Genomic DNA, 23,464 nt, shown 5'->3' on the forward strand with positions numbered 1-23,464 from the left:
AGGATAGCCGTGGGCGTTGGTATGTATGTCTTGTTGTTGAATCGCCTAAGCAAGATAAATCGACAGCAACCAAAGCGATTGGTATTGATCTAGGCTTAAAAGATATTGCCACCTGTTCTGATGGCACAGTAATTTCAAATCCAAAATTCTATCGAAAATATGAGCAGAAATTAGGTATTGCTCAGAGAGCCAGGAATAAGAAGCGTGTTCGTGCATTACACGCCAAGATTGCAAATAGTCGAAAAGATCATTTGCATAAAGCAAGCACCAAGCTTGTGAATGAAAATGCATTGATTATTGTAGGTGACTTGAGTGCTAAAAAATTAGTAAAAACCAAAATGGCAAAATCTGTTTTGGATACAGGATTTTCTGCACTAAAAACAATGCTCAAGTATAAATGCGAGAACGCAGGCGTATTGTTTGAAGAAGTCCAAGAAGCCTATACCACCCAAATTTGTTCGTGCTGCGGTGAGATCACCTCAAGTAGTCCAAAAGGTAAGACAGATCTTGGAATAAGAGAATGGGAGTGCATGAGCTGTGGTACAGCTCATGATCGAGATATAAACTCAGCTCTAAACATTCTTGCGCTTGGGCATAAGCGTCTAGCTGTAGGAATCACCCTCTTTTAAGGGGGTGAGGATGTCAAGAATTGGCGAATCTTGAGATGAGTCAATATCAGCCTAAATGGTCTGATCATTTTCAAAGTAGTTATGAAACAAATATGCTGATTGATTTAGCTGAAAAATATGGTTTGAAAACGACGCCATATAATCAAAAGCGTTTGCAATATATGGCTCAAAGTAGCGTATTTGAAAAAATGTGGATGCGAATCAAAGATTTTTTTAGCTCGAAGACATAAACAAAACTGGATCTGGAATTAATCCAGATCTTCCGGTTTTGAATGGACTTTAGAGTGAAAGGCACGGCGCCGAGTTCGTTGCCAAGGAAGAGGGCGATTGAGCGCTTCTGGTGCATCACCACTCATCGAGCGCAGTCGTAAATGTAATGCCGCTTGTGCCATGAGGTTTGCAGAAACCGGTGCGGTGATAAAGGCAAAGAGCGTGATTAGGATTTCTGCAAAACCAAAACGACCTTGAAATGCTGCATAAATAATTGCAGCAATTAGAAAACTTCCTAAGCCTAAGGTGCTCGATTTGGTCGGTGCGTGCAGACGCATAAATAAGTCGGGTAGGCGAACCATGCCAATACCGCCGACCAACATGAAAAAAGCGCCAATAACTAAAAAAATCGAGACCAAAATTTCCATGACTAATTGCATATTAATGGACTCCTAGTCGATCACGTGGCCAGTGGTGAAATAGCGTGCTAAAGCGGCTGTAGACACAAACCCAAGCATGGCAACCAATAATGCCCCCTCAAACATCGATGTACTTGCCCAATAAATACCTAAAATGACAATTAAACAGGTGGCATTTAAAAATAAGGTATCTAAAGCAAGTAGTCGGTCTACGATTGAGGGTCCCATCACTAAGCGGATGAGGCACAGTAACATCGAGATCGTCACCGCAACTAAACAGATGCCAAGCGCATACGGTAAAATTGTCATGTGGATTCTCCTGTATCAGCGCCAAAAATGAGGATGAGAGGGCGTTCATAGCGCTCTTTAATGGTTTGAATTTCCGCTTCAGGGTCATCCGTGCTCAGCGCATGGACCAAAATATCACCACGGTCTTGGTCAATCCCAGCAGACACTGTACCGGGTGTGGTGGTGATGATCATCGCAAGTAAAGAATTGACTTCCTCATGCTGTGTATCGAGAGGAACACGGAACCATTTCGGGTGCAGTTTATGTGTTGGCCCAAGGACTAATTTTGCAACATGGATATTACTGACAATAATATCCCACAGCACCACAAAGAATAATTTACATGCTGCCAGCCAGTTGATATTCGGCGTTCGGTCAATAAAAGGGCGAACCAATCGTGGAATAACAATGGCTAAAACCAAGGCCATGCAGAGTGTGGCCGCATCTAGACTGTGCGCTAACATCACCCAGCTCAGACCAACCATGACTGATACCAATGGATGCGGAAACCAGCGATTTAATACAGATGTTTTCGCCATGTTAAGGTGCCTCCATCGGTTTTAGTTGGGTCTCTTCAGGTAGTTTTTCTTCTTGTTGCTGTCCTTGAATTTGGCGTTGCTTATACTCAGAAATATGCTCGCCATGTAGAGTTTCAGGTGCAATCAATGCAGGAATGAGGTGTGCATTTGGATCGGCTGATTCACCACCATATTTAGTTTCAGGTAAATTTTCAGGATCATAAGGTTGAACACTGATGATTTGACCTTTTTCATCCTTTTTTAGCAGCAATGATTCATATAATGGATTGTCTTGAATTTGCTGCGCAGTTTTGTAGGTATAGTCATAGATCGGTGCAGCAAAAACCATATATCCCACAAGCGCTGTTAACAGCAGATAAATGGTTTTGTCATTACGAAGCGGTGCCTTATTCGGCAAAGCCTGATAACGCTGATATTCTTCAGTATCAATATCATCTTCTGGGCGAGATGAACGCCAGAAAAGCACAAAACCAACTCGAGTGAATGCGATAATACTGAGTAAACTCACCAACAATACGATCAAAATAATCATAATTTGGTAAGGTGAATTGGCCGTTGCTTGCAAGAGAAATACTTTACCCAAAAATCCACTAAATGGCGGTAGACCAGCCATCATCAACGCAATGATGAAATAGCAAACAGCAACGGTATTATGCTGTTTCATACGGGGCGCAATTTTAAAATGATCTTTAAATTCGCCACGTTGTGAGGTAATCCAACCCGAGAGAATATAAAAAGCTGCACCAATGATGGTACTGTGAATCAGGTAATAAAGCCCCGCAGCCCATGCATCAGTATTAAAGAGTGAAATCGCAACCAATATTGTCCCGATAGAAGACAAAATCATAAAACCGACAAAACGACGTAAGCGATCCGTTCCGATAGCACTATAGGCACCATAGAGCGAGGTTACTAAGCCAATCGGTAACAACCACTGTTGTAAGATTTCACGGCTAATCCCATCGTCAAACACAGTACCATTGACACGGAGAATGGCATAGATGCCGACCTTGGTCATTATAGTGAATAAGGCTGCCACAGGCGTGGTTGCCACAGCATAGGTCTTTGGTAACCAGAACCCTACAGGCAGCATTGCAGCTTTGATGCCAAAGACAGTGAACAGTAACAATGCACCAGCCACAGCAATACGATGTTGATCCGCTTCAAGCAATGGCATAAGTCGTGCAACATCGGCCATGTTTAAGCTACCTACACTGCCGTAAATCATCCCGAGTCCAATCAGGAAGAGGGCAGAGGCAAATAGGTTAATGGTGACGTAATGAATACCAAGCTGAAAACGTGCTTTGCCTTGACCATGTAAGAGCAAAACATATGATGCCATCAACAGGATTTCAAAGAACACAAACAGGTTAAATAAATCGCCTGTCAGGAACGCACCACACAAGCCCATCAGTAAGAAATGGCACATGGCATGGAAATAACGACCACGTTCGTCCCATTCTTTGCTGGCAAACCACATCACTGGCACAGCAAGTCCATAGGTCAGCACCAACATGAAAGCAGAGAGTCGATCTAAGACTAAAACGATGCCGAATGGTGCGGCCCATTCACTCAAGTTATAAACCAAAACTTGACCAGAGCTGGCAATCATCAAATAACTGATGGATGTGATCAGTCCGAGGATACCAGAGACATAACTGATTCCGCGACGCCAAGGTTGTCGCCAGTCATGCGCCAACGAGCCAGAACCGGGGTTGCCCAGCAGGACTAAAATAAATGCAGTAATTGCAGGAATTAAAATACTGAAAATCGGGCTATGCGTAGTCCAAAATTGGATGAAGTCATGCATTATGGCTCATCCTCCCGCGGGTCAATTTGCGGTATTTCTTCTTTGGAGTCCACATGATCTGTTCCAGTTTCATAGCGGCTACGCAGAGCCAATTGTACGATAAAGGCAGTGGTCGCAAAGCCAATCACAATGGCTGTCAGGACCAAGGCTTGTGGTAAAGGATCGGTCGCTTTGGTGGTTTCAGTTAACACGGCAGGTGCGTTGACATGAATACGCCCCATGACAAATAAAAATAAGTTCACGGCATAGCCAATCATGGCTAAACCCAGTACGACAGGAAAGGTACGTGCCCGCAAAATCAGGTAGACCCCTGTTGCAGTCAGTAAGCCAATGGCTGAAGCGAGTAAAAATTCTAAACTAATCATCTTATTCGCCTCTTGGAACTGGACCAGACATACTCGAGTGACGCGAGTCGCCTAAGACGGAAATCATTAACATCGTCGCGCCCACAACGGTGATGTAGACACCTGTGTCGAAGAGGGCAGCGGAGGCAAGGTGCATTTCACCTAAAATGGGTGGCGATACATAGATATGAGCACTGGTCAGGAATGGACGCCCCCATAGCCAAGCCGCGATACCTGTCAGCCCCGCAATGGTTAAACCAATACCAATCCAAACTTCATATAAGCGACCTGATTTTGCACCAATCAGTTGTTCAGCACGGTCTTGGCCGAGCGCAATATATTGAATCACTAAGGCTAAAGAGGTAATTAAGCCTGCAATAAAGCCACCGCCTGGTAAATTATGACCCCGTAGGAAAATATATAAGCTGATGACGAGTGCTAAAGGCAAAATCCATGATGATGTAATACGGAACATCAGTGGTGACGGATTAAAACGATAGGTCAGACCTTGCGTAATGGTGGTACCATGAGCACGCATACCATCCATCATGCACAGCGTACCAATTGCGGCAATTCCCAGTACGGTAATTTCACCAAAGGTATCGAAGCCACGGAAGTCGACCAAGATCACGTTGACCACATTGGTACCACCACCAAGTGGGATGGATTGCTGCATAAAGAACCATGAGATGGAATTATGATCGCGGGTCATGATCAGCCATGAAATCCATGCGATCCCTAAACCTGCAATAATCGCAATTATTGCATCTCGCCAACGACGAGACACACTCGACTCATAAGGTGTGAGCTGTGGTAATAATGATAAGCTCATGAGTAAGAGCACGGTGGTCACCACGTCAACAGTAATCTGCGTGAGCGCCAAATCTGGAGCGGAGAAACAGATAAACACCATAGTCACAACCAGACCGACTGCACCACTGATGAGGACGGCTTTAATCCGTTCATGGTGGAACCAAAGCATCATCCAACATGCAGAGAATAATAATAGCCACAGAACGATTGCGATGATTGGTGCATGTATCAGTTCACGGCTGCCTGTGCCGATACCTTGCAGCCAAAATGGAACAATGACGATGGCTACACTAAAGATTAAAATCCACAATAAATAGCTTTGTAATTTGCCATTTTCAGTAAAGCGACGGAACTTTCTTGAGCTGAGTAAAAGATGCTTTAAAAATAAGTCGAACAGGATTTTGCCTTGCAAACGGCCCAAAAGAGGATCCAAATCGATACGGCGTAATTTGCCGCCCTTTGCCAATGCGAAATAGAAAACTAAACCACCTAAAAGTGCAATCACACTCATCAAAAGGGGTGCATTTAAACCATGCCAAATCGCTAAATGTGTACCTTCAAACGCAGTATTTTGAATACTCGCACGCGCGGTACTATTGACAATATGCTCAACCAATAACGCAGGGAAGAGTCCAACTAAAATACATAAAGCAGCCAGTAAGGTTGCTGGTGCGCGCATGCCAAACGGTGGTTCATGCGCTTCTTTATTGGGAACATCTTTCCCTAGTGGACCATCAAAAAATACCCCATGAACCAAACGTACCGAATACGCGACAGCAAAGATACCGGCAAAGGTGGCAATGATGGCTGACACGATCATCACTGGCCCAGTCAGGTTGGCCAAAAGTTCAGTAAAGAACATCTCTTTAGAAAGGAAACCATTGGTTAATGGTACACCTGCCATAGAGGCCGCAGTGATCATGGTCAGCGTTGCTGTAAACGGAAGTAATTGCCATAAACCAGAGAGTTTTCGTAAATCACGTGTACCTGATTCGTGGTCAATAATCCCCGCGATCATAAATAGGGCTGCTTTGAAGGTTGCATGGTTAATGATATGGAAAATAGCAGCGGCAACTGCGAGGGGAGAACCGATCCCGAGTAAACAAACGATCAGACCTAAATGGCTGATGGTGGAATAGGCCAACAGCCCTTTTAAATCTTCTTTGAAAATGGCAAAGAAGGCCGCCATACATAAGGTAAACAAACCAATAAAGGTGACCAAGTTGTGATACAACGCCGCGCCTGCAAAGATTGGCAATAAGCGTGCAAGCAAGAAAATTCCGGCTTTCACCATCGTGGCAGAGTGTAGATAAGCCGAGACGGGGGTCGGTGCCGCCATGGCATTTGGCAACCAAAAATGGAAAGGGAACTGTGCACTTTTGGTAAAGGCCCCCATTAAAATCAATAAGAGTGTGGGCACAAAAAGCGAATGCTGCTGAATTTGGCTACTCATCGTCAGGATTTGGTCAATCTGATAGGTGCCTGTGATTTGCGCCAGCAGAACAAAACCACCCAACATACATAGACCACCCATGCCTGTAATGGTCAAAGCCATTCGAGAGCCACGCTGAGCTGCGTCGTAATTGCTCCAATAACCGACCAAAAGGAAAGATGAAATACTGGTGAGTTCCCAAAAAATAAGTAATAAAATTAAATTATTAGACAATGAAATGCCGAGCATGGCAGCCATGAATAGCATCAATAAAACATACAGTTTACTGAGCGAATTCTTTGGACTTAAATAATAGTAGGCATAGATATAAATTAAGGTGCCGATCCCCGTAATGAGCAGGGAAAACAACAAGCCCAGTGCATCGAGACGGAAACTGAAATCAATGCCAACTTGAGTGAGCCACGGCCAAGTTTGAATGATGGTTTTGCCATTAAAGACATCTGGGGCCTGACTCAATAATAAAACTAAACTGCTGAGGCTGACGCCAATCGCCCCTAAAGCTGTTACCCCGCGAGAGAATTGCTTCAACCACGAGACAAGTGTTGTGCCTAGTATTAACGGTAACAATATAATAATCGGTAGCACACTCGTATCCATTGTCATGATTAGGCGGTGAAACCTAGGTGTATTTCATCTTTCAAGGATTACAGGACAGCAAAGAGCAGTCCAAAAATTCAATCTTGAAAGCCATGTGTGTCAAAAAAAATTAAAAACAAGCTGTGTTGCGCAACTCGTGAAGCGATAGCAATTTCCGATGTTACTATGAAAATTGCAAATAAAACCGATCATATTACATGCGTAAAACAACATCAATCTTTTTTATGAACCACTTACACATTATACGCCTGACGAAACTGTCTAGACATCTATTGCGGCCTTATTGCTGAATATTTAAACATCGAGGCTATGGATTACACTCAGTCAATCAACCTCAGTATTTTTAACTCAGCGGTTGGATCGTAACGTCCTGATCACCTCGCTGTGATAAAGCCCTAACCAATTCTTGTTGCTGTTGCTCGGTCAGTTGTGTCTGAATTAATTGCAACATGTGCTGGATAGAATCTGGACTGTTCAACGGCTCATTTAATTCAGTCTCTTCAGTTTTAGGTGGAAGCGATGGTTTAGATCCGAGTTGCAACTGCTGATAAATTTGATCATAGGTTTCTTGTAGTTTTTCAGGCTGAATCTCACTGAGCTTTTTATTCTGTAATTTTAAGCACTGAAAGCGAGAAGCCTGTTCCATTAGTTCAGGACGGTTGCCGCTGGCAATGATTTGGAGTCGTGGAAACGCTTGATTTAAACGGGTCAAAATCACTTGAGTCATATTTTGATCGAGTTGGTGGTCTATGGCGTCGATCAATAAAATCCCGTCACCTTCTTGGCAAGGATATAAGCTATGAGGATTGAGTAGACACAGGCGACGCACAATATCACCAATTAAGGCCACAAGGTTGCGTACACTATTTGATAGCTGTTGGAACAACATATCTTTGCCTTGATAGCAGACCATTAACTGTAATTTGGGGTGATATTGCAGATAAATATTGGTCACATCGGGCAACACGGTCTCTAAGGCTTGTTTTAATGATCTGAGTGACGGCGCGTGTAGATCGGCCTGAGCTTGCGCCAGTTTTTGTCCAAAAAGTGGCGTGTCAGATGCGTTGGGTATATCGGCTTGGGTTTTAGGATGTAATAAATTTTGAATTAATTCGGCACTTTGCGCATTTTCAATGTCGGATATTTCTCGAAACCATTCAAAAAAACGAATAAACGTGGTAAAGGGAATGGCCGATATTTCATAAGCATGCGAAGGCTGAAAAATAGCAGGATTATTTTTATTGAGAATATTCACATCGTTGACGAAACGTTCAGCAGGATAATAGGCAATGAGTGGCAACCCTTGTAACGGATCAGCTTTGAGGGCTTTTTGATACAGCGCAACCATCGATTCTAATTGCTGTGTTTCGGCCTTACTGAGGCCGACGCCTTGACTGTTTAAAGTTTTATACAATTGCCATGAACAACATTGTGGGTCTTGGTCTTGTTGATCACTTGAAAGCTGAAATGAGCCAATCTCTTCGGGAAAACTGACTTGAATATCAAGTTTCGATTGCAAGCGATTTAACATGATGTCTTGATCGAGCATTACCACGCCTGCGGTACGTAAATCTTTATAACGTGCAGCGAACCAAGTGAGGGCCTGATAACTAAAGCGTAGTAGGGAGGTTTTTCCAGAACTTTGATCACCCAAAATTAAGGTGATCGGCAGATCGTGGTAATTAAAATTGAGGGTGATATCAGTAAAATGAAGGGTGTGCTTGAGCTGGATCGATTGTAATTTCATGGTGCACCTTTTACTGATTTATTGTTTATTCACCTTTTTCATCATACTAGCTGACCGCTTGTGCCAAAGATTTGGGCATTTGACGTTTTAAGTGCTGCATCAAGTCATAAATATGATGGATATTTAAACTTACTTTAGCACGTGTGCAAGCCACGTAAAGTAACCGTAACTCTTCGTCACTAATTTTATAATCTTTATCGTTGAGCTTAAATTGGTAGTCATCTTCAATATGTACCCGATCCCATTCTAAGCCTTTGGCTTTATGGGCGGTCGAGATGATATAGTCGGCTTGATCAATCGGGGTGATTTTCGCCAGCGCCTTTTTCAGTGGGTCAGTACCGTGGTCATCGACCAACTTCACTAGCGGTTTAATATCGCTGCCGTCATTGGTTTCACAATATTCATGCACATCATGCCATGAGTTAAACCACGCAAGCTCTGGGACATCGACTACGCGCTTGCCTTGCTTGAGCATGGCTGCAGCATCGACAAAACGATTGAGTCGCGCATGATCTGCTTGCAGGCTAACTTTTTCGCCCTTAACCAAACCCGCCAATAACAGTTCCATCGCACGTGCATTGGTACGACATAAAATGGCATCGCGCATCTTGGTATGTGGTTTATTGACCACTTTAGAGTTGAGCTGCGGATTACCCAATAAAGGCACGGTTTCGTTCAATGCGCCCAGTAGAGCATTGGCGTTCAAGGCAATTTCTTCACCAAAACGGAAAGACGTAGTTAAACGGGATTCGGGTAAAGGGAGTTGCTGCATGGCATTGACTGCGCCACGCCATGCATAAATTTGTTGATGCGCATCGCCAACATAGATGACTTGAGTATTCCGCTGTTTCAGTAAAATCCCTAGCATTAGCGGGTCAGCATCTTGAGCTTCATCGAACAGCACATAATCCGCAGGAATATTCGGTTCAGACAAAGCCCAAAGTTTTAAATAAATATCGTGTCCAATCCCTGCTGCATGGTTCGGATCAATCGACTCTAACCAACGACGTTCAATGGCAGGATACAAATGCTTTTGTAAGCTTTCGATATCGTCCGGATGCAGCCAACTCGGTGCTTGTAGATGTCGTGGGGCAGGGTACTGTGAACTGGTCGAACAGAAATAACTGACAGCGTTTGCCACCAGACTTGCCAAACGCGAAGGCATGAGTACATATTTTTCATAACGACCGCCCATCATACGACGTAAGGTGATCGGTTCTAGTCGATATTCTTTGGCAATAAAGCTCGGACTTAAACGTGGTAGACGCAGTTTGTCAGTCACTCCACGTGGAACACTACGATAAGCCAATGAGTGGAAGGTTCGACAGTCGACATTTTGATGAAAACGATTCTGTGCTTCGGTGGCAATGGCTTTGTTAAAGGCCAAGTACATGCCACGCCGCTGAGGCATGGCATCACTGATCATTTGCAGTGTGGTTGTTTTACCTGTGCCAGCATAGGCAATCACTTTAAATGATTTACCAAGACGTGCGTTATCTATGGCGGTGGCCTGCTCATAGGTCGCGGTCGGTTTTTTAAGATCTGGCACGGTTGCGTCTTAGTGCTGACGGTTGGCTTTTTCAACCAAACCGGAAAGGCCTTGACGACGAGCGAGTTCGTTAAGTACCAATTGAGGATCAATATCGAAATAACCCAACATCACAATGGTATGGAACCAAAGGTCTGCTACTTCGTAAATCAAATCGTTTTTGTTGTCTTCATTGGCTTCGATTTTGAAATCTTTAGCGGCAATGATGGTTTCAACACTTTCTTCACCGATTTTTTCTAAAATTTTATTCAGGCCTTTATGGTAAAGCTTTGCCACATAAGAGGACTCAGGATCAGCTTGTTTGCGTTCAGCCATCATTCTACCTAAGTAGTCGAGTACTTCGACTTGCTCAGATTGCGCATTGGATGCATTCATCGCAAGGGTATGCTGATTTGCTGATTTTACACCATAAATTGCAGCAGGATCTTTCAATTGCGCATCGACAATTTCCCAGCCATTGGCAGTAAGCTTGCGGTAGAAGCATGACTCACGGCCGGTATGGCAGGCAATGCCGCCATGCTGTTCAATTTGTAGCACAATCACGTCAGCATCACAGTCCAAACGGATTTCATGTACGGTTTGGAAATGGCCAGATTCTTCACCTTTATGCCATAGCTTATTGCGTGAACGTGAAAAGTACACCGCTTGATTTTTTTCTGCAGTTTGCGCCAAGGCTTCACGGTTCATCCATGCCACCATCAATACGCGCCCGCTTTGATGATGCTGTGCAATAGCAGGCACTAAGCCTTGTTCGTTAAATTTTACTTCATCGAGCCATTGCAGGTTGTTCATGAGGATTTCACCAATTCAAAAATCAAAAAATAAATGCCGCAGCATTTGAGCAGCACTATAGTGTAAGCCATCAAGAGAATGATGGGGAGTTAATTCTTAATCAAATTTTAAATTGCGCAGTTCAGCCGCAGAATCATCTGCAGGCTTTCGGGCAATGTCAGCATAATTCATGTGCCCAAATGCACCCGTTTTTAAGCCGGAAATCGTAATCGCCATTTCTTTGCGGAAAAACGGCAGCTGATACATAGCACGAAATGAAAAATCACGGAGCGGTGCTGTCCAGCGATGATGTGATTGATAAAAAGGAGTCAGCAAGCGACTAAAAAATTGGTAAAACCGCACGGAGGACAACCGTAGCTGATGATACTCCTGCCAGAGGTTTTGCAGTGAGGAGTCCTGTTGATATTGAAGCAGAGCTTGACTGATGGCCCATGCATCGAGCAAAGCCATATTGGCGCCTTGTCCAAGCTGTGGACTCATGGCATGAGCAGCATCGCCTAATATGCCGATACGACCTTCACCAAGTTTGCTCAGCACCACATCACGATAATTGGCAGATAGCCATTGTTGCGGATCATCTGGATGTGGAATCACATGCGCTAACCATTCTGCAACACTAGGCCAGCGTTTCGAAACTTCAAGCAACCATTGCTGCTGTGCGTTCTTTGTTTTTAAGAATCCCTCTAAATCTTCTGTAGGCAGACTCCAGAAAATGCTCGAAAGGCGCTGTTCAGGCTGCGTTGGAGTTGCTCCCGTTGGCATCACACCCATCATGATATTGGAACGGTCATAGAACTGATGCAAGATCTGCGGATTGAGTACTTCGCATTCAGGCACGATGATCCACTTCGCCCCCCAAGGATAAGCTTGGTTGAGCTTTTCCCACGCTTTAGGACGTAAATGGCTGCGTGCACCATTGGCAATCAGCACGAGATTAAACTGACGTTGAAAAGATTGATCTGCGGACTGCCCAATTACGTTTATACCCTCACTGGATTCTTGAAGTTCATGCACTTCATGCGCCATACACCACTCAACGTGTTGAGGATATTCACGGACTTTGGATGCGAGGACATGACAGAGCGTGGCACGGTGAATGCCGAGTCCATATGAACGTTCATCGGCTTGTCGATAATGACTGTTAATCAGCAAGTCGCCGCCAGCCAGTTGACCTTCCAGACCTGTTACCACAGCACCTAGGCTTAAGGCATGTTCCAAAATGCCTAAATGTTCGAAAACCGCAAGCCCGGCGGGTTGTAATAATAATCCTGCGCCCACAGGTTCAAGTTGTGAGACTTTTTCATATAAGCAGATTTGATGGCCTTGATTAGCAAGTATTGCTGCAGCAGCCAATCCCGCAGTACCTGCACCGATGATGGCAATGTTTTGAGTTTTCATTGTTATAAAAGTTGATTTTATCTCAGCCCAATGTAGCAAAGATGCTGCATAAAACCCAATAAAAAAGCCCTTAAAAGGGCTTTTTTAGGGGTGCATCAGGTCTTACCAGTGTTCACCAGGGAATAGGCGAGCATATGCTTTTTGTACCCAATTGAGTTTTTCTTGCTTCCCAATAGACGCTGAAGAGCTTGGGAACAAGTTATAACCAATCGACATGAGTTTGTTGTTAATGTCTGGAGCAATTGAGTAGGTAATAGAAGCCAGACGGCCCAAATTGGTCGCCACTTTCTTTGGACGTTTCACGATGGCATAGGCAATCAGGTCAGTCGCTTGTTCTGGAGAAAGCGTTGGAACGTATTTATAAATTTTGGTTGGGGCGATCATTGGCGTGCGCACCAATGGCATGTAGACCGACGTGATGGCAATATTATGCGAGTGAACTTCAGCGCTCAGGCAACGGCTAAAAGCATCTAATGCGGCTTTAGACGCCACATAGGCAGAGAAGCGTGTTGCATTGGCCAATACACCAATCGAACTGATGTTGATGATATGACCTTCACGACGAATCATCATTTTCGGCAGTAAATTCATCACCAAACGTACCGCGCCAAAATAGTTCAACTGCATAGTACGTTCAAAATCATGGAAACGATCAGTTGATTCATGCACGGCACGGCGAATAGAACGGCCAGCGTTATTAATTAAGATATCAATATGATCGACGGAAGCGAGGATTTGTTGTGCCACAGCATCAATGGAGTCCATATCATTGAGGTCACATGGGAAAACATCGGCTTTACCGCCAGTGGCTTCAATTTCAGCTTTTACGGCATCAAGAGTTTCTTTGGTACGTGCAACCAGTAGAACATGTGCGCCTGCGTTGGCAAGGCGATGCGCTGTGGTTAAACCAATACCACTTGATGCACCGGTGATTAAAATGGTCTTACCGTTGACACGGTCAACGAAACGTTTCTCAAGTCTTGAATTCACGATGAGGTTCCCTGTTAAATCAGTTTTATTGTATTCATTTATCGGCCCGACAACGCTATGTGCAGGGCTGTTTTAAGTCAGCGGTATGATAGCGTTTTATTTAAAAAAAGCCATATGATAAGTAATTGATAATAAAATAATATTTAGAGTTTTTACTCTAAATTAAAATCCCTATTTACTCAATTTTTAACACATAAATATGTGAAAGAGAAGTGCTTTTAGCAACATCGTTGCAACGCAAAAAAAGTCGATTTTCAAGATAAATAAAATTGTAAATAAATATAGAAGCAGGGCCATAGATGCCCAAATTTGGAAGGCGGATTATGTGGGAGTGGTTATTTAAATGAAATGGAAATAAAAACAGGCCTTAAAAATAAGACCTGTGGATTGTGCACTTGTGGTTTAAACAGCAGCTAAGGCTTGATCTAAGTCGGCAATCAAGTCATCTGCATGTTCGATCCCAATCGATAAACGAACCATATCAATGCTGACACCGGCGGCTTTGAGTTCATCTTCATTGAGCTGACGATGTGTCGTGGTCGCGGGATGGCAGGCTAAACTTTTGGCATCACCAATATTCACCAGGCGAGTAAACAACTGCAAGGCATCGATGAAACGTGTGCCACCTGCAAGGCCGTCTTGAACCCCAAAGGAAAGAATTGCCGACGGTTTTCCTTTGACATATTTTTGCGCCAAAGCATGCTGTGGATGGTCTTTTAAGCCAGCGTAGTTGACCCATTTTACTTTTGGATGCGCTTGTAAATATTCAGCCACTTTTTGCGCATTTTCGGTATGACGTTCCATGCGCAGGCTTAAGGTTTCCAAACCTTGTAAGATCAAAAACACATTGTGTGGGCTGATCGCAGCGCCTGTATTACGTAGTGGTACCACGCGCGCACGGGCAATGTAGGCGGCTTCACCTAAAGCTTCGACATAATTCACCCCGTGGTAGCTTGGATCAGGGGTATTGAGTGATTTAAAGCGTTCAGGGTATTTGCCCCATGGGAACTTGCCGCTGTCGACGATGATGCCGCCTATCGAATTACCATGACCGCCAATATATTTTGTGAGTGAATGCACCACAATGTCGGCACCAAATTCAAAAGATTTTTGCAGGACAGGGGTGGCCACAGTATTGTCCACCACCACAGGTATGCCATATTCATGCGCAATTTTCGAAATTGCTTCGAGGTCAATAATATTGCCCAATGGGTTACCAATAGATTCGACAAAGACCAGCTTGGTTTTGTCATCGATGAGGCTACGCAGCGCTTCAGGGTTCTGATAATCAAAGAAGCGAACTTCAATGCCTTGTTTCGGCAGAGTGTGGGCAAACAGGTTATATGTGCCGCCGTACAGGGTCGAAACAGAAGCGATATTGTCGCCCGCTTCAGCAATGGTTTGAATCGCATATGTAATGGCCGCCATACCTGATGCCAACGCCAGTGCGCCTATACCGCCTTCGAGTGCTGCAACACGCTGTTCAAGTACCGCCGTGGTTGGATTCATAATGCGGGTATAAATATTACCCTGAACTTTTAAGTCAAATAAATCAGCACCATGCTGTGTGTTATCAAAGGAATATGAGGTGGTTTGATAAATCGGCACCGCAACCGCTTTGGTGGTTGGCTCCGGGGTATACCCCGCGTGAATTGCTAAAGTTTCGTCTTTATAGGTCATGATTACATCATCTAAGTGAGCTAATTTTTTAAACAGTCTATCACTTATATATATGAATAAAAGTGCTTTATTTATAAAACTAATATCATAATTATTCATATTATTGAAAAATTTTCAGCTAAAGATGAGCGAAATTATGCTTAAAAACGCATGTTTAAATTTTGTTCGCCATTAAACTTGTAACAATGCATTGAAGGCGTGTGCGAAACCTTATTTTTTCACGACTTTATGCGTATAATAGCCGATTATTTTTTCGCTCAATTGAGCAGGGGCAACTTTGTGTTGCTCCGTATATGTTTTGACTATTGAGGAGTCCTAAGTGGCCCAATATATTTACACGATGAACCGTGTGTCGAAGATGGTTCCGCCTAAGCGCGAAATCCTGAAAGACATCTCTTTATCATTTTTCCCAGGCGCAAAAATTGGTGTGCTTGGTCTAAACGGTGCAGGTAAATCTACCTTGCTTCGTATTATGGCGGGCGTAGATAAAGATTTCTCAGGTGAAGCACGTGCTCAACCGGGTATCAAAATTGGTTACCTTGAACAAGAGCCGCCATTGGATGAAAGCAAAGACGTTCGTGGTAACGTTGAAGACGGTTTACGTGAGCCGTTAGATGCTTTGGCGCGTCTTGATGAAGTGTTTGCAGAATATGCAGCAGAAGATGCTGACTTTGATGCACTTGCAAAAGAACAAGAGAAGTTAGAAGCGATTATCCATTCATGGGATGCACATAACATTGTCAACCAAATGGATCAGGCTGCTGCAGCGTTGAATCTTCCAGCTTGGGATGCAGATGTATCTAAGTTGTCTGGTGGTGAGCGCCGTCGTGTTGCACTTTGCCGTTTGTTATTGTCTAAACCAGACATGCTACTTCTAGATGAACCGACGAACCATTTGGATGCTTCATCAGTATCTTGGTTAGAACGTTTCTTGAAAGATTTCCCAGGTACGATCGTTGCGATTACCCATGACCGTTACTTCTTGGATAACGTGGCAGAGTGGATTCTTGAGCTTGACCGCGGCATGGGTATTCCATACCAAGGCAACTACTCTTCTTGGTTAGAGCAGAAAAATGCTCGTTTAGAGCAAGAACAGAAGCAAGAAGAATCTTTTGCTAAAGCATTGAAAAAAGAACTTGAATGGGTTCGTTCAAATGCCAAAGGTCAGCAAAAGAAAAACAAAGCGCGTATGGAGCGTTTTGAAGAGCTTAACTCACGCGAATTCCAACAGCGTAACGAAACGTCTGAAATCTACATTCCACCTGGTCCACGTTTAGGTAACAAGGTTGTAGAAGTTGAAGGTATTAGTAAATCCTTTGGTGACCGTACACTTTATAAAGATTTATCGTTCGTTGTACCACCTGCTGCAATTGTAGGTATTGTGGGCGAAAACGGTGCGGGTAAAACCACATTATTCCGTATGATGACAGGCGAACAACAACCAGATACAGGTACAGTTACACTGGGTGAGTCTGTTAAAGTGGCTTATGTTGGTCAGATTCGTGACACCTTAGATGACAACAAAACTGTTTGGGAAGAAGTTTCTGGCGGTTTAGATATCTTGAAAATTGGTGAATACGAAATCGCATCTCGTGCGTATATCGGTCGCTTTAACTTCAAAGGTCAAGATCAGCAAAAACGTGTAGGTCAATTGTCAGGTGGTGAACGTAACCGTTTACAACTTGCGAAAATCCTGCAAATGGGCGCAAACGTTATCTTACTCGATGAACCATCAAACGACTTGGATATCGAAACTTTACGTGCGCTTGAAGATGCCATTCTGGTATTCCCAGGGACTGTAATGGTGATCTCGCATGACCGTTGGTTCCTCGACCGTATTGCAACGCACATCTTGTCATTTGAAGGTGAAACCCCTGAATTCTTCACGGGTAACTACCATGAATTTGAAGAATACCGTCGTAAACGTGATGGTGATGACCTAGTTGCAAAGCGTCAAAAATACCGCAAAATTGGCAACTAAGTTCCAGTTTTAAAATAAAAAAACCAGCCTGCGGGCTGGTTTTTTATTACTTAGAATGCAATGACTATACGACAATGTCTTCATAGGCATGATGTAAGACGTAGTCTGCTTGTTCATGGCCTTGTGCAGCCGCTTTACTGAGCCAAAGCTCTGCAAGTTCATAATTGCGGTCTAAGCCGAGTTCTCCACGTAAATAACCGAGACCTAAGCGATATTGGGCATCTTTATGACCTTTTAATGCGGCACTTAAAAAATTCCACATGGCATTGCGATAGTCAGTAGGGGATTGGTCTGCTGAATCCATAGTATGGTGACTGAGAAAGTCTTGATGGTGTTGAGCCGCAAGAATTTCAAAATAAGTCCCTTGGGCGTAATCACCTTCGGCTTCTGGAATCGAAAGATGCATTCCTTGCAACTTTGGATTCATCTGTTGTGACAACAGTGCATAGATTTTTTTCAGAGCTTGTATCATCATTGTTAAACTCCTTGTTTCTAAATATAACCACTTGATTAATAAAAATATTAATTGCAGTCATTCGTGCGCTGCGATGAATGATTTAATTGTTTTAAACAGATCACACTTAAGATGAAAATTAGCATGCTTGTCATGATATGTGAATAGGTATTGAAAAATATTTATAAGTGATTTCAGTCATCTAGATCGCGAAAAATTATTTTTAATAAATTGAAAGTAGATGCTGAAAAAAGCAGTTTTAAAGTTTGAAGGTAAAACGTAGTACTGAAGGTTGAATAATGTAATTTTATTACGTTTACTGCACCTGTTAAGCTCAAGACTGAAGAATATATAATTTATAAAGGTCAGAAAATAATGAGTGAGCATCATGGGCATGACCACAGCCATGCCGTTGTGACGGAAGGGAATGTCAAAAAATTAAGTTTTGCCTTAGCACTGACCACGACGTTTTTGATTATTGAAGTCATTGCAGGATTTATGACGCAAAGTTTGGCGCTATTGTCAGATGCGGCACATATGTTCACCGATGCCGCAGCCCTTGCCATAGCATTGGTCGCGATCAAAATTGGCAAGCTTCCTGCTGACAACAAACGCACCTTTGGCTATCAGCGTTTTGAAATTTTGGCAGCCTTGTTTAATGCCTTGATGCTATTTGTGGTGGCGATTTATATTTTGTATGAGGCCTATCAGCGCTTTTCAACACCGCCAGAAATTCAAAGTATGGGCATGATGATGGTCGCCGTTATTGGTTTGATCATTAACTTAATCTCGATGCGTATTTTATTTTCCAGTTCACAAGAAAGCTTGAATGTGAAGGGGGCGTATCTAGAAGTGTTGAGTGATGCCCTAGGTTCGGTTGGTGTAATTATTGGTGCAGCGATTATTTATTTTACGGGCTGGATGTGGGTCGATACACTAATTGCGGTGCTCATTGGCTTTTGGGTTTTACCAAGGACTTGGATTTTACTCAAACAAAGTATCAATATTTTATTAGAAGGCGTGCCTGAAGAAATTGACATAGAAAAGTTACGCAATGATTTATTGGCACTCAATGGGGTAGAGAGTATTCACCAGTTAAAGGTCTGGGCAATAACATCAAAGAATGTGCATTTGACAGTTCATCTCTTTGCACCTGAAGCCGATCGTAATGCCTTATATTTTGAGGCGATTGAAATGTTGCAACATGAACATGGAATCACGGAGATGACATTACAAATCGAAGAAGATGAATGTGTGGTACACCAACATACCCAAAAGTCTGATCATGCACATGGGCATCATCAAGATGATCACGCGCATTCTCATGATGAATCACATCAGCACTAATGCTGATGTAATTTAAATGGCCGGCTTAGATTTCCCACTCATGATTACATTCGCGGCATTTCCATTTTTTCTGTGATTGCATAAAACCTTGCATTGAGATTTTAAAATCTGGCAGGTCGCGATAGAACATGAAGCCAGCAATCAAGCAAGCAATAAATACAACAACAGTCGCAGTTTGTAATGTAGCACCTGCACCGTCACCAAAAATCCACATTGCGATGCTGATAATCACCAACAGTAAAAGAATAAATACCGCAGGGATGAGGATAATCAGGCTTTTAGGCACGACAGGACGAGCAACAGGCTGGCCTGCTTGCGCAAGAGGCATAATTTTAGGGCTTTGACATTTAGGGCAACGGTATTGCATTGCAACTCCATAATTTTAATCTATGGTTTATTTTAATCAGAATGACGCAGAAAGCAAAAATACCGTAAATTTAAATCAGATAAAATTTAGGCAATAAAAAACCCAAGTCATAATGCTTGGGTTTTTTATAAGATGATTTGCATCACCTTGAATATGGCGTCCCTACGGGGATTCGAACCCCGGTTACCGCCGTGAAAGGGCGATGTCCTAGGCCTCTAGACGATAGGGACAATTTGAGGCAACTTAGAGTTGGTTGACACCATCTCTCGGTATGGGCGCTATATTAGGGGGATAACGCCCATCCGTCAACTAAAAAATCAATTAAGCTTCATCAACTGCATCATTTTTCGGCAGTTTTAGGCTTTCATTGAGTTTTTCCCATGCTTTTGTTTCTTTTTTACTCGGACCGCCCACAATTTCAAGCGCATGACGTAAGCGAGCAAAGGTTAAATCAGGACCAATGGTTACCATCGATTGCATAACCGGTGTCGAAGATGTTGAACCTGCAATAGCAATAAAGAAGGTTGGCATGAAGTCACGAAGTTTAATATCCATTTGGTTCGCCAAATCCATAAGCGTTTGGCTGACAGTATCATTGTTCCAAGTGAACATGCTTTCTAGACGCCAAATGGCAAATTGAAGGCTTTGACGAACTTGTTCTTCGGTCAATTTTTTGCTTTCAAACTGTTCTTTGCTGAGTGTTGGGAATTGGTTGAAATAAAAACCTGCCCAATTCACTGCTTCAGACAATAAATTAATACGCGGTTGAATCGCAGCGGCGATTTCTTCCAAGGTATTACGATCTGATTTCCAAGCCAGTAGGGTATCGAGCAATTGACCCGGTGTTAAACCTTTAATCCATTGACCATTTAACCAGTTTAGCTTTTCAACATCAAAGATCGGACCGCCTAGTGATACACGTTGAATGTCAAAGTGTTCAATCATCTCAGCCAAAGTGAATTTTTCACTTTCATCTGGCATTGACCAGCCCATACGGCCTAAATAGTTCAATAATGCTTCTGGTAAAACGCCGATGTCTTTGTAGTAGTTAATTGAGGTTGGGTTTTTACGTTTAGACAGTTTTGATTTATCTGGGTTACGTAACAGTGGCATGTGGCAAAGCACAGGCATGTCCCAACCAAAATATTTGTACAATAATTGGTGTTTAGGCGCAGATGGAATCCATTCTTCACCACGAATCACGTGAGTGATTTCCATTAAATGGTCATCAACCACGTTTGCCAAGTGATACGTCGGTAAACCATCGGTTTTCAGTAGAATCTGCATGTCGACTTGCGCCCAAGGAATTTCGACTTCACCACGTAGTAAGTCGTTAAATTTACAAATTCCTTCTTCAGGCACTTTCATACGAATGACATGCGGTTCACCAGCAGCCAAACGCTGTGCCACTTCTTCTGCAGTGTGTTTTAAGCCACGACCGTCATAACGCGGTGATTCACCACGTGCTTGTTGTTCCGCACGCATTTGATCGAGTTCTTCTGCTGTTGCAAAGCAGTAGAATGCATGGCCTTTTTCAACCAGTTCCAAAGCATATTGTTTATAAATGTCCATACGTTCAGATTGGCGGTATGGTGCATGAGGACCACCCACATCTGGACCTTCTGACCAGTTCAAACCTAACCAACGCAATGAATCTAAAATCATTTTTTCAGATTCTGGCGTAGAGCGCAGTTGGTCTGTATCTTCAATGCGAAGAATAAATTCACCGCCATGTTGCTTCGCAAAACATAAGTTAAATAATGCAATATAAGCAGTCCCAACATGCGGGAAACCAGTAGGAGAAGGTGCGATACGAGTACGAACAGTCATAATCAGCTTTTAATCAGAATGTAAATTGGGATCTATTATAACGAAAAAGCCTGATCACTTAATGCTTAAATGAACTACTCGGAGCTAAAGCAACCGAGTTTTTGTAGTGCAACCTAAGTTGCACACATCTCTTTTGACGCTTCTACGGTACTGCGAAAAGAAGTTTTGACACCTCTAGTCGTCTTACGAACACCTCTACGCCCACTAGATGATAAATAATTACCATCCAACTGTGTTCCACAGTCTAAAACTAATTTAATTGCTCTGTTCTTAATAACAATTGATGCATTGTGATCTGCATTATCAGCATGTCCACAACTCACGCAATTAAACCTGTCTTGGCTTTTGCGATTGTCGTGGTGAGTGTGACCGCATGAAGCGCACTCCTGACTTGTGTAAGAAGCATGAATTGTAAATACAGCCTTACCTAATTTGACTGATTTATACGTTAAGAATTCTGAAATTCTGTGCCATCCAACATTAAGAATAGCTTTGTTTAACCCTGCTTTAGCTTTAGCCTTATTTGGAACAAAACGTCCGAACTCATCTTTCTTGGGGTTAGGCTTTTTGGTCATCTGTTTGGTATTTAGTTTCTCAAAAATAAATACCTGACCAAATCCATTAACCAAACTTCGACTTGTTTTATGAGCGAAATCCTTACGGATATTGGCTTTTTTTGCATGATGCACAGCAAGTCGATGTTTAATCTTGGCTCTACGATTTGAGCCTTTTACTTGTCGAGCAAGTCTTTTTTGCAATCGTTTAATATAACGATCTGCTTTACTTAAATGTTTCTTTTGTTCTTTACTGAAATCGAATTGCTCATGTCCTGCATGAACAGGGATGGTGACACCACGATCTATACCAACAACCACCTTTTGTAGGTGTTCCTCATTCATGTCACGTAAGCGTTTGAGGTGCTTTTCTGAGTATTTATCAGCGTTGAATTTTTTACCGTCAAATTCTGCAACTTCCACATCATCTTTATAACAGAAGCCAATGAAATATTGACCTCGTTCTTTGCTAATGTGGATGGATTTTGGCTCTTTAAACTCAGCATGAGCTTTAAAATTTAAAGCTCCGATATTGAATTTCTTACCGCCAATAAATAATTTACGCTTATTGTTTTCTACTCGAAACTCAAATAAATCAGATGTTAAATGGACAGAACCTTTGTCTGATTTTTTTTTGCGTCTTGGTCGTCCACACACACCCTTAATGGATTTTTTGAGCGTATTAAACCAATTTACGGTTGAGTTCTTTTGAATGGTGCTAGGACAGTTTGCAAGCCAAGAGCTTAATTCATTCGATTTAAAGTGAGAATATTTCTGATCTTGGGTTTCATAATAGTGATTGTATGGTGTGAATTTGCGAGCAAAACCACGATAGTATTTATCTTCATCACATTTGGCATTCCAAATAAAACGAGCACAACCCATCCACTGACTTAAAATTAGTTTTTGATGTTCAGTTGGATATGCCCTTAATCTGATGCCTGATAGCAATTAAAAAAACCTCTAGTGAACAAGCTTATTTTTGCTCAAAATAAGATCAATGTAAATCTAGTGTGTGGTTAATATGTACGAGTGGAGAACAGGTAGATCATGTATTTTTAACAATATTGTTCATCTAGTATTTGTTACAAAATACCGAAGAGATGTATTAACAATGGAAATACTGACTTCTTTAAAAGAGATTATGAAAGAAACTTGCTTGCAAATGAATTGTGAACTCATTGAGTTTAATGGCGAGGATGATCATATTCACATGCTTGTAAGTGTTCACCCTAAACATTCAGTGTCTAATTTAGTGGGTAAACTAAAGGGCAAAAGCTCTTATGTTTTAACTAAATGTGCGGAATTCTCCATCTATAATCTGTGATTTAGATGGAGATGGATAGCACGCCTTTTCAGTCGGGTCTTTCTTGGTTTTGGATGTATTCTCGAATTACATCAATTGTCGCTCCACCTGTTGTAAGTAGACAGTATGCCCTCGTCCAAAGCACAGGTTTCCAATAATAAGGTTTTAGTTCTTCACCGAACTCCTTGCGTATCAGTCTGCTTGATACAGTTTTTAGATTATTGATGAATTTACTTGGCATGATGTTCGGGTGCATATCTAACAATAAGTGAATATGATCAGCTTCACCATTGAACTCAATCAAGTCAATCTCCCAATCAGCACAGTTCTTTTTTACAATTTCTTCAAGCCGATTGATCATCTCATT

21 protein-coding genes, 1 tRNA gene and 1 pseudogene are annotated in these 23,464 nt (G+C 42.6%); 5 read left to right on the top strand and 18 right to left on the bottom strand.

The annotated features are described in order from the left end of the window. Positions 1-629: RNA-guided endonuclease TnpB family protein (locus FTT85_RS15165; RefSeq protein ID WP_180183878.1), on the top strand; the 629-nt coding region annotated here is incomplete at its 5' end. Between the two features lie 35 nt (positions 630-664). Then, positions 665-859 carry a hypothetical protein gene (locus tag FTT85_RS15170; RefSeq protein WP_180183879.1) on the top strand — a complete coding sequence of 65 codons (195 nt, stop codon included), beginning with the start codon at positions 665-667 and terminating at the stop codon, positions 857-859. Between the two features lie 18 nt (positions 860-877). Here the strand turns inward: FTT85_RS15170 and FTT85_RS15175 are convergent, their stop codons facing one another. The 12 genes from FTT85_RS15175 to FTT85_RS15230 all read right to left on the bottom strand — a co-directional run bounded on the left by FTT85_RS15175 (position 878) and on the right by FTT85_RS15230 (position 15,258). Further along, positions 878-1,279, bottom strand: coding sequence for a Na+/H+ antiporter subunit G (locus FTT85_RS15175; RefSeq protein ID WP_168378199.1), 402 nt, complete (start codon positions 1,277-1,279; stop codon positions 878-880). A 12-nt stretch (positions 1,280-1,291) separates the two neighbouring features. Then, positions 1,292-1,567: a monovalent cation/H+ antiporter subunit F gene (locus FTT85_RS15180; RefSeq protein WP_078189410.1), complete on the bottom strand. Its 276-nt coding sequence runs from the start codon at positions 1,565-1,567 to the stop codon at positions 1,292-1,294. Next, positions 1,564-2,085: a Na+/H+ antiporter subunit E gene (locus FTT85_RS15185; RefSeq protein WP_180012108.1), complete on the bottom strand. Its 522-nt coding sequence runs from the start codon at positions 2,083-2,085 to the stop codon at positions 1,564-1,566. Before FTT85_RS15185 ends, FTT85_RS15180 begins: the two co-directional genes overlap by 4 nt. Before the next feature lies 1 nt (position 2,086). After that, positions 2,087-3,895 carry a monovalent cation/H+ antiporter subunit D gene (locus tag FTT85_RS15190; protein WP_180066124.1) on the bottom strand — a complete coding sequence of 603 codons (1,809 nt, stop codon included), beginning with the start codon at positions 3,893-3,895 and terminating at the stop codon, positions 2,087-2,089. Further along, positions 3,895-4,260: a Na+/H+ antiporter subunit C gene (locus tag FTT85_RS15195; RefSeq protein ID WP_078189407.1), complete on the bottom strand. Its 366-nt coding sequence runs from the start codon at positions 4,258-4,260 to the stop codon at positions 3,895-3,897. The genes FTT85_RS15190 and FTT85_RS15195 overlap by 1 nt, the downstream gene beginning before the upstream one ends. Position 4,261: 1 nt before the next feature. Then, positions 4,262-7,102: a monovalent cation/H+ antiporter subunit A gene (locus tag FTT85_RS15200; RefSeq protein WP_180175663.1), complete on the bottom strand. Its 2,841-nt coding sequence runs from the start codon at positions 7,100-7,102 to the stop codon at positions 4,262-4,264. A 343-nt stretch (positions 7,103-7,445) separates the two neighbouring features. Then, entirely contained in the window at positions 7,446-8,849 is a 1,404-nt protein-coding gene (locus tag FTT85_RS15205) for an AAA family ATPase (RefSeq protein WP_180183880.1), read from the bottom strand. 46 nt (positions 8,850-8,895) lie between these two features. After that, positions 8,896-10,398, bottom strand: a complete 1,503-nt coding sequence (locus tag FTT85_RS15210; protein WP_111884125.1) for a UvrD-helicase domain-containing protein — start codon at positions 10,396-10,398, stop codon at positions 8,896-8,898. A gap of 9 nt (positions 10,399-10,407) precedes the next feature. Next, positions 10,408-11,190 (bottom strand): bifunctional phosphoribosyl-AMP cyclohydrolase/phosphoribosyl-ATP diphosphatase HisIE, encoded by a 783-nt coding sequence (hisIE, locus tag FTT85_RS15215; RefSeq protein WP_180183881.1) that lies wholly within the window; start codon positions 11,188-11,190, stop codon positions 10,408-10,410. A gap of 96 nt (positions 11,191-11,286) precedes the next feature. Then, a complete protein-coding gene (locus FTT85_RS15220) occupies positions 11,287-12,588 on the bottom strand; it encodes an NAD(P)/FAD-dependent oxidoreductase (RefSeq protein WP_180183882.1) in 1,302 nt (433 codons plus the stop codon). A 102-nt stretch (positions 12,589-12,690) separates the two neighbouring features. Next, positions 12,691-13,578: an SDR family NAD(P)-dependent oxidoreductase gene (locus FTT85_RS15225; protein ID WP_078189400.1), complete on the bottom strand. Its 888-nt coding sequence runs from the start codon at positions 13,576-13,578 to the stop codon at positions 12,691-12,693. A 402-nt stretch (positions 13,579-13,980) separates the two neighbouring features. Next, positions 13,981-15,258 carry an O-acetylhomoserine aminocarboxypropyltransferase/cysteine synthase family protein gene (locus FTT85_RS15230; protein WP_180055444.1) on the bottom strand — a complete coding sequence of 426 codons (1,278 nt, stop codon included), beginning with the start codon at positions 15,256-15,258 and terminating at the stop codon, positions 13,981-13,983. A gap of 319 nt (positions 15,259-15,577) precedes the next feature. Here FTT85_RS15230 and ettA point away from each other — a divergent pair, with 319 nt between their 5' ends. Then, positions 15,578-17,239: an energy-dependent translational throttle protein EttA gene (gene ettA, locus FTT85_RS15235; protein ID WP_180042172.1), complete on the top strand. Its 1,662-nt coding sequence runs from the start codon at positions 15,578-15,580 to the stop codon at positions 17,237-17,239. A gap of 64 nt (positions 17,240-17,303) precedes the next feature. Here the strand turns inward: ettA and FTT85_RS15240 are convergent, their stop codons facing one another. Then, positions 17,304-17,714 (bottom strand): SEL1-like repeat protein, encoded by a 411-nt coding sequence (locus FTT85_RS15240; protein WP_180024277.1) that lies wholly within the window; start codon positions 17,712-17,714, stop codon positions 17,304-17,306. A 354-nt stretch (positions 17,715-18,068) separates the two neighbouring features. Here FTT85_RS15240 and FTT85_RS15245 point away from each other — a divergent pair, with 354 nt between their 5' ends. Next, a complete protein-coding gene (locus FTT85_RS15245) occupies positions 18,069-19,040 on the top strand; it encodes a zinc transporter (protein WP_180042170.1) in 972 nt (323 codons plus the stop codon). 25 nt (positions 19,041-19,065) lie between these two features. Here the strand turns inward: FTT85_RS15245 and FTT85_RS15250 are convergent, their stop codons facing one another. From FTT85_RS15250 to FTT85_RS15265, 4 genes are all read right to left on the bottom strand, one after another. Next, positions 19,066-19,407, bottom strand: a complete 342-nt coding sequence (locus FTT85_RS15250) for a hypothetical protein (protein ID WP_180042168.1) — start codon at positions 19,405-19,407, stop codon at positions 19,066-19,068. A 154-nt stretch (positions 19,408-19,561) separates the two neighbouring features. Then, positions 19,562-19,637, bottom strand: a tRNA-Glu gene (locus FTT85_RS15255). Between the two features lie 91 nt (positions 19,638-19,728). Next, positions 19,729-21,237 carry a glutamate--tRNA ligase gene (gene gltX / locus FTT85_RS15260; RefSeq protein ID WP_168378189.1) on the bottom strand — a complete coding sequence of 503 codons (1,509 nt, stop codon included), beginning with the start codon at positions 21,235-21,237 and terminating at the stop codon, positions 19,729-19,731. Between the two features lie 113 nt (positions 21,238-21,350). Beyond that, entirely contained in the window at positions 21,351-22,742 is a 1,392-nt protein-coding gene (locus FTT85_RS15265; protein WP_180042166.1) for an RNA-guided endonuclease TnpB family protein, read from the bottom strand. Between the two features lie 73 nt (positions 22,743-22,815). On the opposite strand from FTT85_RS15265, the pseudogene tnpA (FTT85_RS15270) reads away from it, so the two are divergent. Then, a pseudogene (tnpA, locus tag FTT85_RS15270) lies at positions 22,816-23,088 on the top strand (IS200/IS605 family transposase); the annotation flags it as partial. Positions 23,089-23,146: 58 nt separating this feature from the next. Here tnpA (FTT85_RS15270) and tnpA (FTT85_RS15275) read toward each other — a convergent pair. Beyond that, positions 23,147-23,464, bottom strand: a 318-nt coding sequence (gene tnpA, locus FTT85_RS15275; RefSeq protein WP_218955494.1) for an IS200/IS605 family transposase, incomplete at its 5' end; no start/stop codon positions are given.

The organism is Acinetobacter sp. YH01020 (assembly GCF_013420275.1).
Classification (GTDB): domain Bacteria; phylum Pseudomonadota; class Gammaproteobacteria; order Pseudomonadales; family Moraxellaceae; genus Acinetobacter; species Acinetobacter amyesii.